Origin of the sequence: Pseudomonas cavernae, from assembly GCF_003595175.1 — a bacterium.
GTDB classification, from domain to species: domain Bacteria; phylum Pseudomonadota; class Gammaproteobacteria; order Pseudomonadales; family Pseudomonadaceae; genus Aquipseudomonas; species Aquipseudomonas cavernae.
This window is the reverse complement of sequence record NZ_CP032419.1, coordinates 2676657-2694154: the sequence shown is the minus strand read 5'-3', so window position 1 is coordinate 2694154 and position 17498 is coordinate 2676657. Positions and strand designations below refer to the sequence as shown.

Here is a 17498-nt window from a genome sequence, read left to right as displayed (position 1 = left end):
AAGCACGGCGCACCCACGGCGCGAGGCCTTCGCGGCAGCCTAGCGGATGGCGATTCCCTTGCCGGCCAGCCGCTGCCGGTCGTGGGGCAGGTTGAAGTCCAGCTGCGGGCCGAGCGGCACGACGCCAGTCGGGTTGATGGTGCGGTGACTGGCGTAATAGTGGTGCTTGATGTGCTCGAAGTTCACCGTCTGCGCCACGCCCGGCCACTGATACAGCTCGCGCAGCCAATTCGATAGGTTCGGGTAGTCGGCGATGCGCTTCAGGTTGCATTTGAAGTGGCCGTGGTACACCGCATCGAAGCGGATGAGGGTAGTGAACAGCCGCCAGTCGGCTTCGGTCAGGCGCTCGCCGGCCAGATAGCGCTGCTGGCCCAGGCGCGCCTCCAGCCACTCCAACTCATCGAATAGCGCCTGGAAGGCTTCCTCGTACGCATCCTGTGTGGTGGCGAATCCGGCCCGGTATACGCCGTTGTTGACCGCCGGATAGATGCGCGCGTTGAGCGTGTCGATTTCCCCACGTAGCGCTTTGGGGTAGAGATCCAGGCGATTGTCGGTCAGATCGTCGAACGCACTGTTGAGCATGCGGATGATTTCCGCCGACTCGTTGTTGACGATGCGGTTCTGCTGCTTGTCCCACAGCACCGGCACGGTGACCCGCCCGCTATAGCGCGGGTCGTCGACGGTATAGCGTTGGTGCAGATAGGTCAGGCCGTCGAGGGTATCGCCGGTCGAGCCGTGGGCAGTGTCGAAGGTCCAGCCCTGTTCGTCCATCAGCCAGCTGACCACCGACACGTCGATCAAGTCCGCCAGCCCCTTGAGCTGGCGGAAGATCAGCGTGCGGTGTGCCCAAGGACAGGCGAAGGAGACATACAAGTGGTAGCGGCCGGCCTCGGCGCGAAAGCCGCCGACCCCGCTGGGGCTGGGGGCGCCATCGGCGGTGATCCAGTTGCGCCTTTGGGCGTCTTCACGGCGAAAGCGGCCGTCGCGTTTGGTGTCGTACCACTGGTCGCGCCAGTGCCCTTCGATCAGCAGGCCCATGATTCGGCTCCTGGTTTCGTTCGGAAGGAGTCCAGTCTATGTCAGCCCGCCCGAACGAATAGTGGAATATTCGTGGGGGTTTAATCGATCAAATCGATTTATCCCGCGCCTGCCAATATTGACCGGCAAGCACCAAGGCCTGTTCCCGCGGCGTTCCCAGCCCGCGCAGGGCCAGCGCCATGCTCGCCTGGACCGCCAGTAAGCCATAAGCATCTTCCACCTGGCCTCGCCAGAACGCGGCCAAATGGGCGGGATCGAGCTGTGCGGGTTTAACGTGGCGCAAGGCCGAGAGCGCGGGCCATTCCTCGTCCCAGCTTTCACCGCCCTGCGTGCCGTACAGATGGCTGTGGGCATCCGGATTGATCTCGATTTCGCCGCCTTCGCCCTTGATGACGATGGCGGTATCACCGAGCAGGCGGCTGGCTTCGCGGTGCTGCTCCTGATAGCCGGGGTGAAAGATGCTCTGCAGGCCGCAGCGCGCCTTGAGTGGGTTGAGGATACGTGCCAGCGAGTGGATCGGCGAGCGCAGCCCGAGGGTGTTGCGCAGGTCGATCATCCGCTGCAGGCGCGGCATCCAATCCATCAGCGGGGCGAAGGCTAGACGCTGCTCATCCAACGCCCGGGCCACGGTCGGCCAGTCGCGACATAGCGGTATCTGCAGGATCTCCAACAACTGCTCGCTGTACATGCGCCCGGCGGTATGCGCGCCGCCGCCGTGCAAGAGAATGCGCAGGCCCTGGCCGGCCAGGCATTTGGCCGCGAGCAGATACCAGGGCAAATGGCGTTTCTTGCCGGCGTAGCTCGGCCAGTCGAGGTCGACCGCGATCGGCGGTACGTTCAGGCGCTCGCGCACCGCTTCGGTGAAGCCGGCTAGCTCCTCGGCGTTTTCCTCTTTGTGGCGCAGCAGCATCAGAAAGGCGCCGAGCTGGGTGTCCTCGACTTGGCCATCGAGCAGCATGCCCATGGCCTCGCGGGCTTCTTCACGGGTCAGGTCACGCGCGCCGCGCTTGCCCTTGCCGAGAATGCGGACGAACTGGGCGAAGGGATGTTCGCTTGGCGTGACCAGAGTGAGCGGTGACGGATTCATAGGCAATTAGTCGGTTTCGGCAGGCCTGCCAGCTTGGCGGCGAGTTTGGCGGGAGTGCCCTTGAACAGGCGGTTGAGGTTGAGGCTGTTGCCTTTCTCCGGACCGAGCCTCATTGCGACGTATTTGATCAGCGGTCGCGTCGCCGGCGAGAGCTGGAATTCGGCATAAAACGCGCGCAGCAGCTGGAGGATTTCCCAATGCGCGTCGCTGAGCACCAATTCTTCCTGCGCCGCCAAGGCTTCGGCCACGCTGGGCGACCAGTCGTTGAGGTCGGCCAGGTAGCCATCTTTGTCCAGGGCGATCTTGCGGTCGCCGAGTTGGAGCGCAGTCATAGCCAGCTATTGACCTTATCGAAGCGGGTACAGAGCTCGACGAAGGCGGCATAGTCAACCGCCTGCAGGCGTGCTGGCGCTTGCAGGGCGCGAGCCTGCAGGTCTTCATCGAGGGCGAACAGAGCGATGCTGTCAGGCATCAGCTCCAGCGCTTGTCGTTGCGCGCTACCGGGCTGCAGGGCATAGACGGCATCGCCGCTCAAGAGCAGGCCGTCATGGGCGCCCAGCAGGCGCAGGCAGCTGCTCAGGCGGCTGTCGCTGAACGGCGAGTGGGAAAGGATGTGCAGGGTGGCCATCAGAGGGTGATCACTTGGTCGTATTGGTCGATAAGCGCGCTGAGCGCGGTGTCATCCAGGCTCTGCACCGGCAGACTCAGTGCTTCGGTGTGCAGACCGCGCTCATCCAGGCTGCGGCTGGAGGCGTACAGCGACTCGATGCCGAACAATGGCAGGGCCTGCAGGTTGGCGGTCAGGTCTTTCTGCTGCAGCGCGGCGGATTGCTGATGGCGGACCAGTTGGAACACGCCGTCATCGAGAAACAACAGGCCGATCGGCAGGTCGAAGGCGCCGCCGGCCAGGGCAATATCCAGTGCTTCGCGAGCGCTGGGCCCTGCCCAAGGCGCCTGGCGCGTGATGATCAGTAGCGACTTGGCCATCTTCACGCCCCTCCGAAACAAATCAGGCGGTCGGCGACCTGTGTCGCCTCATGCAACTGTCCCAGGCCGGACAGTTCCCACGGCTGGGCCAAATTCGCGGCGGCACGCTCATAACGTCGTGCTTCTTCTTCATTCAGAATGCCGCGGCGCAGGGCCGCGGCGATGCAGACCACGCCGTCGAGTTGCTGTTCGCGGACGAAGGCCGTCCACTCGGCCGCGCTATCCAGCTCATCCTGTGGCGCGACGACGTTGGCCGACGCGCTGTGCACCCCATCCTGATAGAAGAACAGCCGCACAATCTCGTGGCCACCGGCGAGCACAGACTGGGCGAAACGCAGGGCGCGCCGTGAAGAGGGGGCATGGGGCGGAGAGAAGAGGGCGATGGCGAACTTCATGGCTTACCTGCGCGGGTTGAATCTGCCGAAATGATACGGCCTGCACGGCCAAGATGCTCGCGGCAGGCATGAAAAAGCCCGCCGAAGCGGGCTTGATCGAGGCATTACAGATCAGTCGTCGCTACCCATGATGCCGAACAGCTGCAGCAGGCTGACGAACAGGTTGTAGATCGACACGTACAGGCTGATGGTCGCCATGATGTAGTTGCGCTCGCCGCCGTGAATGATCGCGCTGGTCTGGAACAGGATGCACGCCGAGGAGAACAGCACGAAACCGGCGCTGATCGCCAGTTGCAGGCCGCTGATCTGGAAGAACAGGCTGACCAGCACCGCGCCGAGCAGGACGAAGAAGCCGGCGGTGATAAAGCCGCTGAGAAAGCTCATGTCCTTGCGGGTAGTCAGCACATAGGCTGACAGGCCGCAGAAGACCAGGGCGGTCATGGCGAAGGCCGAACTGACGACTTCGGCACCGCCTTGCATACCCAAGTAGCGGTTGAGGATCGGTCCGAGAGTGAAGCCCATGAAGCCGGTCAGGGCGAAGGTGCTCAGCAGACCCCAGGCCGAGTTGCGCAGCTTGGTGGTCAGGAAGAACAGGCCATAGAAGCCCGCCAGCAATACGAAAATATTGATGTGGCGAACATTCATCTGCTGCGCGACGTAAGCCATCACACCGCTGAACGCCAGGGTCAGGGCCAGCAGGCCGTAGGTGTTGCGCAGCACGCGGCTGACTTCGAGCTGCGCAACCTGCGTATGGTTGAGGGCGTAATCTTGTTCGTGCATGGCAACACTCCTACTCGGGCTAAGGGTTCCGTGACCGCAGTCGTCTGAAAGCATAACAGAGGCTCTGGCGCTGCGAATGTTGAGAGTTTGACAGTGTATTTCGTTCCGGTAATATTGCGGCCCCGCGCTTATGCGGAAGTGTGGCCGAGTGGTTTAAGGCAACGGTCTTGAAAACCGTCGACTGTAACAGGTCCGTGAGTTCGAATCTCACCGCTTCCGCCATCCTCTTCCTGATCTCCGATCTCTCCCCGAAAGCCTGAACTTTGGCGCTTGCAGTTTGACTTTCATTCGTCAAGCTAGGTGCGGCCTTGAGTTTTTGATAAGGTGGCCGACAACCAATAAGACCGCTGCAGGGAGCGGCTTTGACCTGCGAAGAGGTGTCGTTTGATTAGGGTCCTAGTGGTCGATGACCACGATCTGGTTCGTACCGGCATCACGCGCATGCTTGCCGACATCGATGGCCTGCAAGTCATTGGCCAGGCTGATTGCGGCGAGGAAGCCCTGAAGAAAGCCCGTGAGCTCAAGCCAGATGTGGTGCTGATGGACATCAAGATGCCTGGCATCGGCGGCCTGGAAGCAACCCGCAAACTGCTGCGCAGCCATCCGGACCTCAAGGTCATCGCCGTCACCGCCTGTGAGGACGATCCATTTCCCACTCGCCTGCTGCAGGCCGGGGCCGCCGGTTATTTGACCAAGGGCGCGGCGCTGGAAGAGATGGTCCAGGCCATTCGCCTGGTGTTCGCCGGTCAGCGCTTCATCAGCCCCCAGATCGCTCAGCAACTGGCGTTGAAACCATTCCAGCCGCAGAGCAATGGCTCGCCTTTTGACTTGCTCTCCGAGCGGGAAATCCAGATCGCGCTGATGATCGCCGACTGCCAGAAGGTACAGAGCATTTCTGACAAGCTTTGCTTGTCGCCGAAAACGGTGAACACTTACCGCTATCGCATTTTCGAGAAGCTGGCGATCACCAGCGATGTGGAGCTTGCGCTGCTCGCAGTGCGCCACGGCATGGTCGACGCCACCAGCTGAGATGGTCGACTCCTTCGATTCCAGTGTCTTCATCGCCACATGCAGTAGCCGTCCCGGCGTTTACCGCATGTTCGATCTGGGCGGCAAACTGCTCTATGTCGGCAAAGCCAAGAACCTGAAGAAACGCCTGGCCAGCTATTTCCGCAAGACTGGTTTGGCGCCCAAGACCGCCGCACTGGTTGGCAAGATTTCCCAGGTCGAGACGACCATCACCGCCAACGAAACCGAAGCGTTGCTGCTCGAGCAGACGCTGATCAAGGAATGGCGGCCGCCCTACAACATCCTGTTGCGGGACGATAAGTCTTATCCCTACGTGTTTCTCTCCGATGGCGACTATCCCCGTCTGGGCATTCATCGCGGGGCGAAGAAGCAAAAGGGCCGGTATTTCGGGCCTTATCCCAGCGCGGGTGCAATTCGGGAAAGTCTCAGCCTGCTGCAGAAGGCGTTTCTGGTGCGCCAATGCGAGGACAGCTATTTCAAGAACCGCACCCGGCCCTGCCTGCAATACCAGATCAAACGCTGCAAAGGCCCATGTGTGGGCCTGGTCGAGCCGGCGGAATATGCCGAGGATGTGCGTCACTCGGTGATGTTCCTCGAGGGGCGCAGCAATGCCCTCAGTGAAGAGCTGTCGACAGCCATGGAGCGGGCCGCGCAGAGCCTCGATTTCGAGCGAGCCGCCGAGCTGCGCGATCAGATCGCCTTGCTGCGGCGAGTACAGGATCAGCAAAGCATGGAAGGCGGTACCGGCGACGTTGATGTGGTCGCCGCGACGGTCAGCCCCGGTGGCGCCTGTGTGCATCTGATTAGCGTGCGTGGCGGTCGGGTGCTGGGCAGCAAGAATTTCTTTCCCCAGGTGGCGATCGAAGAGGAGGTCGACGAGGTGCTGGCGGCCTTCCTGGCCCAGTATTACCTGAGCAGCCATGAGCGCGACCTGCCGGGCGAGCTGATCGTCAACGTCGCGCACGAAGACTTCCCGGCCCTGATCGACGCCATTCACGAGTTGCGCGGCGCCGAGTTGAGTATCAGACACCGTGTACGAGGTACGCGGGCGCGCTGGCAACAACTGGCCGTCACCAACGCCGAGCAGGCATTGGCTGCGCGTCTGGCCAATCGGCAGCATCTGGCTGCACGTTTCGATGCCTTGGCCGAAGCGCTGGATCTGGACGAGCCACCGCAGCGCCTGGAGTGTTTCGACATCAGCCATTCCAGTGGCGAGGCGACCGTGGCCTCCTGCGTGGTGTTCGGTCCCGAAGGCCCGCTCAAGTCCGACTACCGCCGCTACAACATCGAAGGTGTGACGGCTGGCGACGACTACGCGGCCATGCGCCAGGCGCTGGCTCGACGGTTCAGCAAGATCAAGGACGGCGAGGGCAAGTTACCGGACATCCTGCTGGTGGATGGCGGCAAAGGCCAATTGGCGATGGCGCAAGAAGTGCTGCAGGAGCTCGCGGTGCCGGAACTGATCCTGCTGGGGGTGGCCAAGGGAGTGACGCGCAAGCCGGGCCTGGAAACCCTTTATCTGAATGATGCCGCCCATGAGTTCACGTTGCCGGGCCACTCGCCGGCGCTGCATCTGATTCAGCAGATCCGCGATGAGTCCCACCGTTTTGCCATTACCGGCCACCGCGCGCGACGCGGCAAGGCACGCACGACCTCAAGTCTCGAGCAGGTCGCCGGAGTCGGGCCCAAGCGGCGCCGCGAACTGCTCAACCATTTCGGCGGGTTGCAGGAATTGATGCGCGCTAGCATGGAAGAAATCGCCAAAGCACCGGGCATCAGTAAAAAGCTGGCAGAGTCGATTTATGCCGCTCTGCACAGCGAGTAGAATGCCCGCACACCTCGCAGCCTAATCGTGCCGATGAATATCCCAAATCTAATAACCGTACTGCGCGTCCTGCTGATCCCCATCTTCATCCTACTGTTCTATTTACCGTTCCCTTGGAGCCATCTGGCGGCCAGTGCAGTGTTCGGCTTGGCTGCGTTCACCGACTGGCTCGATGGCTATTTGGCCCGCCGCCTGGAGCAGAGCACGCCGTTCGGTGCCTTCCTCGACCCGGTGGCGGACAAGCTGATGGTGGCGGTAGCGCTGGTTCTGTTGGTCGAGGAACATGCCAATTTCTGGCTGACCTTGCCGGCAGCCATCATCATCGGCCGCGAGATTGTCATTTCCGCTTTGCGTGAGTGGATGGCCGAGTTGGGGGCCCGTGCCCATGTCGCCGTCTCCAATCTGGGTAAATGGAAAACCGCTGCGCAGATGCTGGCCCTGGTGATCCTGCTGGCTAATCCGGCGGTAATGAACGCCTGGGTGCTGTCGGGTTATGTGCTGCTGATCATCGCCGCCGGGCTGACCTTATGGTCCATGCTGCAATACCTGTTAGCCGCCTGGCCGCACCTCAGCACATCGGTTGAAAAGAAATAAGCTTTTTTGAATCAAAGGGTTGACGAGGCGTTTGGATTCTATAGAATGGCGCCCGTCACCAAGACATGCGGGAATAGCTCAGTTGGTAGAGCACGACCTTGCCAAGGTCGGGGTCGCGAGTTCGAGTCTCGTTTCCCGCTCCAATTTGTTGACGTTGGCGCCGCAGATTGCGGCGTCTTCGTTTTGAGGCCGGTTGGCAGAGTGGTCATGCAGCGGATTGCAAATCCGTGTACGCCGGTTCGATTCCGACATCGGCCTCCATTATAGAGAGCCCCGTAGATCATTGATTTACGGGGCTTTTTGTTTGTCTGGACGGCGCTAGAAACTTGCACCTAGAGGCTCTGGCTGTATATATTCCTGCGCTCATCGAGCGAAGGCTGTTTCACTTCAGCGATGTATCGCGCTACTGCCCGAATGGCGAAATCGGTAGACGCAGGAGACTTAAAATCTCTCGATCGAAAGGTCATGCCGGTTCGAGTCCGGCTTCGGGCACCACTATTTATGCGAGTTTCAACAATTCAACGCCTTCCGGCGATGGTCCGCAATTCTGGCTTTGGTCCGCAACTCAGCGGGTCAGAGTGATTTTCTTACCCTTCCTCTCGCGGATTTACTGCTCGGTCATCACCACTGTGGTGTGACCTAGCTGATCCCGAGCCTGCAGGATATCGCCGCTCGATTCGGCCTTGTCGGTACTGGCTTTCGCGCGCAGGGCGCGGAACTGGAAGTCTGCCTTGGGTATCTGGCGACCTGTCTGGCCTTGTCGAAACGGCCACGCAGCATTGCGATCGACATCGGCGATCCATCTTCGGCTATCGCCAGGCGCGTTGAGCGACCCTTGTGGCCTGCCTTCCTCGAAACTCCCCATGATCTCAATCTGCCGTTTCATCCCTGCCTTGGCCTGCTTGACGAGCAGGTGTTCGTCCCGGATATCACGCTCGTCCATGGCAGCCCCGAGAACCTCGCCACGCTGAACTGCGGCACCCTTGGGCACCTGCGCCGGCGGTCTGCACGCCGGTTTAGGCGAGGTCCAACCCAGACACCAGCAGCACCGGCGCCAGTTTGCTCAGAGTGCCGGCGGCCGTTTAGGAGAGGCGTTATTGCCGGGGCATTGGGAAACGGCAAATATCTGAGTCGAAACGTTTTATTCACGAATCAGAAACGTTATCATTTGTCTCTTTACTCATAATAAGGGGCTTATGGTGGCTTTATTGCGCATTAACCCGGCATCGCTGTCGATGCTGGGTGTTTTGGTCATACCAGCGGTGCAGGCGGAAACTAACAAGGAAGCTTTGGCTATACCGGCAACTGCGGTTACCAGCGCATATGAAGAACAAAGCTACATGCCCACCGAAAGCAAGAGCGCGCTGAAGATCGACGCGCCGCTGCGCGACATCCCGCAGACGGTCAACGTGGTGCCGCAGAGCGTGATCAAGGACCAGGGCGCACAGTCGCTGGAAGACGTGCTGAAGAACGTGCCCGGCGTCGGCCTGTCCAACGGCGACGGCCAGCGCGACCAGGTCACCATCCGCGGCTTCAGCGCCATCGGCGACATCTTCGTCGACGGCATGCGCGACGACGCCCTGTACTTCCGCGACCTGTCCAACATCGAGCGGGTCGAGGTGATCAAGGGCCCGGCCGCCGTGCTCTACGGCCGCGGCTCGTCCGGCGGACTGATCAACAACGTCAGCAAGAAGCCCACCTTCGCCCCGCGCCAAGAGGTCGGCGTCAGCTTCGACAGCGAAGGCCAGCGCCGCACCCAGTTCGATGCCGGCTGGGCTGACGACCAGCAGCGCGACAAGGCGTTCCGCGTCACCGGCGCCTTCGAGGACAGCGACACCTTCCGCGACGACGGCTACATCGACCGCAAGGCCCTGGCGCCCTCGGCCTACTTCCGCCTGTCCGACGACCTCGAGCTGAACCTCGGCGCCACTTACCTGTACGACAAGCGGCTGATCGACTTCGGCATCCCCGGCCAGCTCGCCGCCTACCAGCCGGCAGCGGCCCGCCTGCCCGCATCGGCGGTCGGCAACCGCCCGGTGGACGTCGACCGCGAGACGCGCTTCGGCTCCGGCGACCCGGACCAGGACTACGCGCGCAGCGAGGTGTTCACCTTCACCGCCGGCGTCGACTACCGGATCAGTGACGATCTGACCCTGACCAACGCCACCCGCTACTACCACTACGATCTGGACCGCAACAACACCCTGGCCGACTCCAGCGCGACCCGCTTCGTCACCGCGCCGAACGGTGAGCTGCTGGTCAAGCTCAACCGCGGCAACGTGGCCCGCGACGAATATGGCGTGTTTAACCAGACCGAGCTCAAGCAGCAGGCGCAGCTCGCCGGCATGGCGCACAACCTGCTCTACGGCGTGGAGCTGGGCCACCAGGACAAGCACCAGCGGTCCGTCAACCAGAACAACGTGGCCCAAGTGCCGGTGTTCCGCGACGGCCTGGTGCCGGTGCCGGAGCACGCCGTCGGACCACGCACCGTAGGCACCAACCTGCAGGACACCGCCGGCTTCTACGTACAGGACCTGGTCGAGCTGGCCCCGCAGTGGAAGGCCCTGCTCGGCGTGCGCTACGACATCTTCGGCCAGGAGTACGACGACGAGCGCGTGCAGAATGTCGACCTCGACCGCACCGACAAGACCTGGAGCCCGCGCGCCGGCCTGGTCTACCAGCCGGACCAGGTGCAGTCCTACTACGTGTCGGTGAGCCGCGGCTACCAGCCGTCCGGCGAAGTGTTCGCCCTGGCGCCGAGCAACCAGCACCTGGAGCCGGAAGAGACCACCAACTACGAGCTGGGCGCCAAGTGGGACTTCCTGGACAGCCGCCTGTCGGTGACCGCCGCGGTGTTCCGCCTGGAGCGCACCAACATGAAGACCGCTGACCCGGCCAACCCCAACCTCACGGTGCTCGCCGGCGAGCAGCGCACCGACGGCTTCGAGGCCACGGTTAGCGGCCAGCTCAGCGACAAGTGGCAGGTCTACGGCGGCTACGCCTACCTAGACGCCGAGATCACCAAGTCCAACAGCAAGACCAACGGCGTGCCCAACGAAGGCCAGACACCGACCCTCACCCCGCGCAACAGCGCCAACCTCTGGCTGGTTCGCAGCCTGGCCCCGCGCTGGCGGCTGGGCATGGGCGCCAACTACGTCGACGAGCGCTTCACCGCGCTGGACAACAACGTGGTGATGCCCGGCTATACCACCTTCGACGCCGCCCTGCTGTACAACGAACCGACCTGGGACGCCGCCCTGCGGCTGACCAACCTGACCGACAAGGAGTACTACGCCTCCGCCCACGGCTCGGTCGACCTGATCACCCCGGGTGCACCACGGACCCTGGAAGTGAGTGCCAACTACCGGTTCTGATGTGCAGCACAGCGCTTCGAAAAAACGCCCGGTCATGCCGGGCGTTTTGCTTTAAGGCCGAGCCCGCGAGCATGTGGCGAGTCGGTCACGCACACAGCCACGGCCGTTCATGCTTGCCACCGGCAGCACCGGAGCGAGGTAGAAGTCAGTGGACTGGTGATCGGGTGATATTGGAGAGGCAAGCTGAAAAGCGCCCCGGTGCTGAAAAATACATCCATCCTCTTTCGGGTGCTGTCGATCTGCGGTCGGCGCAGACGACTATCTGACAGTCACGACCACTCTCAACCGTGACTGGTCCCGCAGAGGAGAAACGCCATGCAACCGACGCAAAAGATCAATCCATGCCTGTGGTTCGATGATCAAGCTGAAGAGGCGGCCGAGTTCTATACCGCCATCTTCAAGAATTCGAGGATCGTGCGCATCAGCCGCTATGGCGAAGCGGGGCGGGAGATCCACGGCAAACCGCCAGGATCGGTCATGGCCGTGGCCTTTGAGCTGGATGGGCAGGCGTTTAGCGCACTGAACGGTGGCCCGCTATTCACCTTCAACGAGGCCGTCTCGCTGCAGATCAACTGCGCGACCCAGGACGAAGTGGATTACTACTGGGAAAAGCTCTCGGCAGGCGGGGATGAGAACGCCCAGCAGTGCGGCTGGCTTAAGGACAAGTACGGCGTCTCCTGGCAGGTTGTTCCCAACGTGCTGCTCGAGATGCTCAGCGATGCCGATTCCGCCCGCTCGCAAAGAGCCATGAATGCCATGCTGAAAATGAAGAAGCTCGACATTGGCAAGCTACAGCAGGCTTACGCCGGGTAGGGTGCAGGCTTGCCCTTGGCGGTTTTTTCCGGGCTATGTGCCAATTAGGTGTTGAGCCGTGCGGGCCAGCTAAGTGATGCCTGGGGCGCGATGCGAGCCGTGCTCGACCCTTAGGGCGAAATTGCCCTTCACTTGACCGGTCATTTGCATTCGACATGACCACGGATGTGCAGAGAGGATGACCACTATCGCAGCCTCAAGCATTTCAAAACGACTCAAGGCGGACTCTCACATTGGCAAGTAGAATCGCGCTGTGAAATAGGTTCTTGAGGTTGCAGCGGTGGATTTACAGCAGGGCTTCGTTCTGACCCGGCACTGGCGCGATACGCCCGCTGGCACCGAAGTCGAGTTCTGGCTGGCGACCGACCACGGTCCCCGGCATATCCGCCTGCCTTACCAGCCCTCGGTGGCCTTCATCCCCGCCGAACAGCGCGAGCAGGCCGAGTCGCTGCTGCGCGGCGAGCGTGACGTCGAACTTCGCCCGTTGGGCCTGTGCGATTTCCATCGCCGGCCCGTGCTCGGCCTGTATTGCCGGCAGCACCGCCAGTTGATGCGCATCGACAAGCTGCTCCGGAAAGCGGGTGTTGATGTCTTCGAGGCCGATATCCGCCCGCCGGAACGCTATCTGATGGAACGCTTCATTACCGCACCGGTGTGGTTCGGTGGCACACCGGACGGCAGCGGCATGCTGCTCGATGCGCAGATGAAGCCCGCGCCGGACTATCGCCCGCGCCTGAAGCTGGTTTCCCTCGACATCGAAACCACCGCCCATGGTGAGCTGTATTCCATCGCGCTCGAAGGCTGTGGCGAGCGCCAGGTCTACATGCTTGGGCCGGCGAACAAGGACGCTGCGGTCGATTTTCGGCTCGATTACTGCGAAACCCGGGCGCAACTGCTCGAGCGACTGAACGAGTGGCTCGCCCGACATGACCCCGACGCGATCATCGGTTGGAACCTGGTGCAGTTCGACCTGCGCGTGTTGCACGAGCACGCGCAGCGCCTGCAGGTACCGCTGCGGCTCGGGCGTGACGGTGACGTGATGGGTTGGCGCGCGCACGGCACCCACACCAACCACCACTTCGCGGCAGCCGCCGGACGACTGATCATCGACGGTATCGAGGCGCTGCGCTCGGCGACCTGGAGCTTTCCGTCGTTCAGCCTGGAAAACGTCGCGCAGACGCTGCTCGGCGAAGGCAAGTCCATCGACACCCCCTATCAGCGCATGGACGAAATCGACCGCATGTTCGCCGAGGACAAGCCCGCGCTGGCGCGCTACAACCTCAAGGACTGCGAACTGGTGACGCGGATCTTCGCCAAGACCGAACTGCTGACCTTCCTGCTGGAACGCGCCACCGTCACGGGTCTACCCGCCGACCGCAGCGGCGGCTCGGTCGCGGCCTTCACCCACCTCTACATGCCGCTGATGCATCGCCAGGGCTTCGTCGCGCCCAACCTCGGCGAGCGGCTGCCGGAGGCCAGCCCGGGCGGCTTCGTCATGGATTCGCGGCCCGGCCTGTACGATTCCGTGCTGGTGCTCGACTACAAGAGCCTGTATCCGTCGATCATTCGCACCTTCCTGATCGATCCGCTGGGGCTGGTGGAGGGCATGCGGTATCCCGACGACAGCGAGTCGGTGCCGGGCTTTCGCGGTGCGCGCTTCTCGCGTACGCGGCATTGCCTTCCGGCCATCGTGGCACGGGTTTCGGAAGGCCGTGAAACGGCCAAGCGCGAGCACAACAAGCCGCTCTCGCAGGCACTGAAAATCATCATGAACGCCTTCTACGGCGTGCTCGGCTCCAGCGGCTGTCGCTTCTTCGATCCCCGCCTGGCGTCATCCATCACCCTGCGCGGCCACGAGATCATGCACAGGACGCGCGAGCTGATCGAGGCTGAAGGCCATGTGGTGATCTATGGCGACACTGACTCCACCTTCGTTTGGCTCGGGCGTGCGCATGCCGAGGACGATGCGGCGCGCATCGGGCGGGCGCTGGTGCAGCATGTCAACCAGTGGTGGCGTGACCACCTGCGGCATGAGTACGGCCTGGAAAGCGCGCTGGAGCTGCAGTTCGAGACGCACTTTCTGCGCTTCCTGATGCCCACCATTCGCGGCGCCGAGGAGGGCAGCAAGAAGCGCTACGCCGGCCTTGTCGCACGCGCGGACGGCAGCGACGAGATGGTCTTCAAGGGGCTGGAAACGGTACGCACCGACTGGTCACCGCTGGCCCAACAGTTCCAGCAGGAGCTCTACCAGCGCATCTTCAACCGGAGACCTTACCAGGACTATGTGCGCGACTATGTACGCCGGACGCTGGCGGGGGAGCTCGATGAATTGCTGATCTATCGCAAGCGGCTGCGCCGCCAACTGGACGACTACCAGCGCAATGTGCCGCCGCATGTGCGCGCGGCGCGCATCGCTGATGCATACAACGACCGGCAGGGCCGGCCGCTCCAGTACCAGAATGGCGGCTGGATCAGCTACGTGATGACAGTCGCGGGGCCTGAGCCTCTGGAGACGCGACGCACGGCGATCGACTACGACCACTACGTCACGCGCCAACTGCAGCCGGTGGCGGACGCCATCCTGCCGTTCGTGCACGACGACTTCACCACGCTGGTCGACAGGCAGCTCGGCTTATTCTGAGCCTGCCCCTATTGCGCATCCTGCCGCAAAGCGCGGCTGCCTGAAGCGCCCCTGGTTTGGTAGACATATGGTCTGTCCGCTCCTGGCCGGCTTGAGAGCGTCGAGTAAATGCTACAGGGACACGGCTTGATCGAGGGGGAGGCTGCGGGGTGCGGATGCGAGGTCATGGAATGAAAAAGTTGAAAACCCACACTTGACGGTTGGTGAGCGAGTGAGCGCCAGTCCTTCTAACTTGCCGTTCTTTTCTATGAAGAAAACGATCTAAAAAAGCCCGGCCGCCACGTCGGGCTTTTGCTAAATTGAACATGGTAGGTGAAGACGCAGACTGATGCGCAAACAGGATAGCAAGGAGACGAGGGGCGCGTTCCGAAGGGTACACGGCCAAGAGATTCAGGCCCCAATTGCCGTGTGAAGCAGAAGAACATGTGTTCTTCTGTCAGATGCCTGATAAACCTTGTAAGCCGGAGACCAGCACCGGCCACCTACTCTTAAACTCCACCCCAAAGCCCGCCCTGCGCGGGCTTTTTTATGGCTATGTCCCAGTTACGTGTTGTATAGGCCGAGCAGACAACTTCCTGTCAGCCGCTGGGCGGGACAGGCTAGCCGTGCAATCCTGGCGCCTACCCAGCTCAGGCGCCGGCGCTGGAATGCATCGGTAGGATGGGTTGAGCGTAGCGATACCCAACCTACGGTACGGCGTAGTCCGGCTGTGATCGTCTGCCCGCGAGTTCCTACAAAGCGCTACAACACCTAACTGGGGCAGAGCCTTTTTTATGGTCCTCGCGCTGTTCCCCAAGCAGCGCTTTGCCCGTGTCACGCTGCGGGCGTTTTATTTCTGCAATGCCAGCCCCAGGCCTCAATCTCTGTAATGTCGAAAGCATTTCGTCGGGCATAAAGTGGACCGGCGGCAGGGCACCTCCTGAACGTCAAGGATCGAAAACAACTCAAATATTCTGAGGACCAAGTCGACCTTGCAGAGGTGCAATATGAGAGGAGATAGAAAAGTCGGCATTCCTAGAAATGATGCCAACAATCAACCGGAGCTTCCTCGTTGGCGAATCGATCCTGACTGCGTCGACATCGAGGTGATGCGCGATCCGGACGACATAGGCGTTGACCCATTGCTGGACGATGCTGAGGTGTATCGGCATTCGCGTACCGGCTGATCCCCATGAGTGAGAATCCGCATCGAGGCCCGGCAAGCGCTGGGCTTCTTCGTTCATAAGGGCAGTGGTTCTTGCTCAGCACTATCCCATCCAGCGCTTTGTCTGCGTCACCTGCAGGCCTTTCATGCAAAGCCCCCGGCTCCCGTCCTGCCTCTTTGCTCTAAGAGCCTGTTTACGATCTGCTGCGCGTCGGCCATACGGCGTTGGAATCAGGCTCAGTAAGCCGCTTGCGGCTAACGCGCTTTAGCGCGGCCCTGAAGGGGCGAGCGCAGCGAGTCATGCTCATTTACAACGCGTAAACTGCGCTTCTTCGCCCGATTTACTCGCTGCGCTCGCCCTGCGGGCCAGCCTGCGGCTGTTACTCCGCTTCGCTGTGGCTCTAGCTCGCGAGATCGTAAACAGGCTCTAAGGCAGGGTGCGGCCCCTCTCGAGGGCGGCTGGCTGCGCACCGGCGACCTGGGACACCTGGACGAGCAGGGCAATCGTGCAACTGCGCCAGGGCAGCCAGGTCGGCGTTGACGAACTGCAGCAGTACGCCTTCGAGCACATCGCCGAACGCCCCGCCTGCCCGAAGCGGATCTTTCAGGTCGAAGCCCTGCCGGTCACGGCGGTGGGCAAGATCTTCAAGCAGCGCCTGCGGGAGCTGGCGGCGGCCAGTGTCTTTGGCGAACGCGCGGCGCCGCGTTGCGGCCAGCTCGCCGCCGAAGTGAGCCAGCAGGCCGATGGCAGCCTGTTGCTCAACCCCGATGGAGTGCCACCCGCGCATCTACACTGGTGTACCGAGCAGGCCGAGCGCCTGGGCCTATGCGTTCAGACGCCGGAGGAGGTGACCCTGTGATCGACTTCTACTTCGATTTCTTCTCGCCCTATGGCTACTTCGCCGCCATGCAGATCGAGCGGCTCGCCGAGCGCTACCAGCGGCCGCTGGAGTGGCACGCCATGCTGCTCGGCATCTCGGTTGTGAAGGTGATGGGCCTCAAGCCGCTGCTGGAAACACCGCTCAAGGGTGAGTACATCCTCCACGACGTGCCGCGCCTGGCGGCGCTTTACGGCATCCCGTTCCGCATGCCCTCGCGGCGGATCGATTCCTTGCCGCCGGCGCGGGCCTTCTGCTGGGTCAAGCAGCACTGGCCGGGGCAGGCCGCTGCCTTCGCCAAGCACCTGTACTGCGCCTACTTCCAGGAGGACCGCGATATCGGTAATCCCGCGGTGCTGGCCGAGTTGGCCGGGGAACAGGGTCTGGAAGGCCGGGAGCTGCGCGCCGCCATCGACAGCCAGACGATCAAGCAGGCGCTCAGGGACTCGGTCAGCGCTGCGCTCGAGCGCGGGGTGTTCGGTGCGCCGAGCTTCGTGGTCGACGGGCAATTGATCTGGGGCAGCGACCGCCTGTGGATGCTTGAGCATTGGCTGGCCCACGGCGCCTGGCCCGAACCGGGTGTGCGGCAGGACTGATTCAGTCGCTCAGCTTGCGCTTGATCCGCGAGAAGGACACCGCGTCCATGCTCGGATAGCTCGCCAGTTGGTACTGCGGCACCTGCGCCAGCAGCCAGGCTTCGTGCTCCAGCAGCCAGCGATAGCGCGCCTCGCTATTGCAGGTGAGGAGCAGCGCCTCGCGGGTTTCGTTGCGTAGCATGATTTCCCGGGTGACCTTGTCGAGCATCCCTTGCAGCTGCGGGAAGCGCTCGCGCTGGCGGGTCAGGGTATGCCGCGGCACAGCCACCAGCCGGCTCTGCTCCAGCGCCTCGATGCTGTAGGTGCAGGGCTGCTGT

At 62.2% G+C, this 17498-nt stretch carries 18 protein-coding genes and 4 tRNA genes; 12 read left to right on the top strand and 10 right to left on the bottom strand.

Going from position 1 to position 17498, the window contains the following annotated elements; all coding sequences use genetic code 11:
- Positions 1-39 precede the first annotated feature (39 nt).
- From D3880_RS12290 to D3880_RS12260, 7 genes are all read right to left on the bottom strand, one after another.
- Positions 40-1038, bottom strand: a complete 999-nt coding sequence (locus D3880_RS12290; protein ID WP_119893710.1) for a glutathione S-transferase family protein — start codon at positions 1036-1038, stop codon at positions 40-42.
- A gap of 88 nt (positions 1039-1126) precedes the next feature.
- Positions 1127-2125 carry a glycosyl transferase family protein gene (locus D3880_RS12285; protein ID WP_119893709.1) on the bottom strand — a complete coding sequence of 333 codons (999 nt, stop codon included), beginning with the start codon at positions 2123-2125 and terminating at the stop codon, positions 1127-1129.
- Positions 2122-2457, bottom strand: a complete 336-nt coding sequence (locus D3880_RS12280) for a TusE/DsrC/DsvC family sulfur relay protein (protein WP_119893708.1) — start codon at positions 2455-2457, stop codon at positions 2122-2124. Before D3880_RS12280 ends, D3880_RS12285 begins: the two co-directional genes overlap by 4 nt.
- Positions 2454-2753 (bottom strand): sulfurtransferase complex subunit TusB, encoded by a 300-nt coding sequence (gene tusB, locus D3880_RS12275; protein WP_119893707.1) that lies wholly within the window; start codon positions 2751-2753, stop codon positions 2454-2456. Before tusB ends, D3880_RS12280 begins: the two co-directional genes overlap by 4 nt.
- Positions 2753-3112, bottom strand: coding sequence for a sulfurtransferase complex subunit TusC (gene tusC / locus D3880_RS12270; RefSeq protein WP_119893706.1), 360 nt, complete (start codon positions 3110-3112; stop codon positions 2753-2755). The genes tusB and tusC overlap by 1 nt, the downstream gene beginning before the upstream one ends.
- A gap of 2 nt (positions 3113-3114) precedes the next feature.
- Positions 3115-3507: a sulfurtransferase complex subunit TusD gene (tusD, locus tag D3880_RS12265; protein WP_119893705.1), complete on the bottom strand. Its 393-nt coding sequence runs from the start codon at positions 3505-3507 to the stop codon at positions 3115-3117.
- A 111-nt stretch (positions 3508-3618) separates the two neighbouring features.
- Positions 3619-4287 (bottom strand): Bax inhibitor-1/YccA family protein, encoded by a 669-nt coding sequence (locus tag D3880_RS12260; RefSeq protein ID WP_119893704.1) that lies wholly within the window; start codon positions 4285-4287, stop codon positions 3619-3621.
- Between the two features lie 134 nt (positions 4288-4421).
- Here D3880_RS12260 and D3880_RS12255 point away from each other — a divergent pair.
- From D3880_RS12255 to D3880_RS12225, 7 genes are all read left to right on the top strand, one after another.
- Positions 4422-4509, top strand: a tRNA-Ser gene (locus D3880_RS12255).
- 162 nt (positions 4510-4671) lie between these two features.
- The gene (gene gacA, locus D3880_RS12250; protein ID WP_119893703.1) at positions 4672-5316 is read left to right on the top strand and encodes a response regulator transcription factor GacA; all 645 of its coding nucleotides are present in this window, start codon (positions 4672-4674) and stop codon (positions 5314-5316) included.
- Between the two features lies 1 nt (position 5317).
- Positions 5318-7141, top strand: a complete 1824-nt coding sequence (gene uvrC, locus D3880_RS12245) for an excinuclease ABC subunit UvrC (protein WP_119893702.1) — start codon at positions 5318-5320, stop codon at positions 7139-7141.
- A gap of 33 nt (positions 7142-7174) precedes the next feature.
- The gene (gene pgsA / locus D3880_RS12240) at positions 7175-7735 is read left to right on the top strand and encodes a CDP-diacylglycerol--glycerol-3-phosphate 3-phosphatidyltransferase (protein ID WP_119893701.1); all 561 of its coding nucleotides are present in this window, start codon (positions 7175-7177) and stop codon (positions 7733-7735) included.
- A gap of 67 nt (positions 7736-7802) precedes the next feature.
- Positions 7803-7878, top strand: a tRNA-Gly gene (locus tag D3880_RS12235).
- A gap of 44 nt (positions 7879-7922) precedes the next feature.
- A tRNA-Cys gene (locus tag D3880_RS12230) sits at positions 7923-7996 on the top strand.
- Between the two features lie 147 nt (positions 7997-8143).
- Positions 8144-8230: transfer RNA gene (locus tag D3880_RS12225), tRNA-Leu, on the top strand.
- 112 nt (positions 8231-8342) lie between these two features.
- On the opposite strand, the gene D3880_RS12220 is transcribed toward D3880_RS12225, so the two are convergent.
- Complete coding sequence (locus D3880_RS12220; protein ID WP_420800830.1) at positions 8343-8678, bottom strand: site-specific integrase; 336 nt, start codon at positions 8676-8678, stop codon at positions 8343-8345.
- 253 nt (positions 8679-8931) lie between these two features.
- Here D3880_RS12220 and D3880_RS12215 point away from each other — a divergent pair, with 253 nt between their 5' ends.
- From D3880_RS12215 to D3880_RS12205, 3 genes are all read left to right on the top strand, one after another.
- Positions 8932-11109 carry a TonB-dependent receptor gene (locus tag D3880_RS12215; protein ID WP_218567574.1) on the top strand — a complete coding sequence of 726 codons (2178 nt, stop codon included), beginning with the start codon at positions 8932-8934 and terminating at the stop codon, positions 11107-11109.
- Between the two features lie 315 nt (positions 11110-11424).
- On the top strand, positions 11425-11922 hold the full coding sequence (locus D3880_RS12210; protein WP_119893700.1) for a VOC family protein: 498 nt from the start codon (positions 11425-11427) through the stop codon (positions 11920-11922).
- Positions 11923-12202: 280 nt separating this feature from the next.
- A complete protein-coding gene (locus tag D3880_RS12205) occupies positions 12203-14563 on the top strand; it encodes a DNA polymerase II (protein WP_119893699.1) in 2361 nt (786 codons plus the stop codon).
- A gap of 944 nt (positions 14564-15507) precedes the next feature.
- Here D3880_RS12205 and D3880_RS22770 read toward each other — a convergent pair.
- A complete protein-coding gene (locus tag D3880_RS22770; protein ID WP_162934999.1) occupies positions 15508-15786 on the bottom strand; it encodes a hypothetical protein in 279 nt (92 codons plus the stop codon).
- A 427-nt stretch (positions 15787-16213) separates the two neighbouring features.
- On the opposite strand from D3880_RS22770, the gene D3880_RS12200 reads away from it, so the two are divergent.
- Both D3880_RS12200 and D3880_RS12195 read left to right on the top strand, forming a co-directional pair.
- The gene (locus D3880_RS12200) at positions 16214-16567 is read left to right on the top strand and encodes a hypothetical protein (protein ID WP_119893698.1); all 354 of its coding nucleotides are present in this window, start codon (positions 16214-16216) and stop codon (positions 16565-16567) included.
- Entirely contained in the window at positions 16564-17181 is a 618-nt protein-coding gene (locus D3880_RS12195) for a 2-hydroxychromene-2-carboxylate isomerase (protein ID WP_162934998.1), read from the top strand. The genes D3880_RS12200 and D3880_RS12195 overlap by 4 nt, the downstream gene beginning before the upstream one ends.
- Before the next feature lies 1 nt (position 17182).
- On the opposite strand, the gene D3880_RS12190 is transcribed toward D3880_RS12195, so the two are convergent.
- The gene (locus D3880_RS12190) at positions 17183-17449 is read right to left on the bottom strand and encodes a cyclic nucleotide-binding domain-containing protein (RefSeq protein WP_119893696.1); all 267 of its coding nucleotides are present in this window, start codon (positions 17447-17449) and stop codon (positions 17183-17185) included.
- Between the last annotated feature and the right edge of the window lie 49 nt (positions 17450-17498).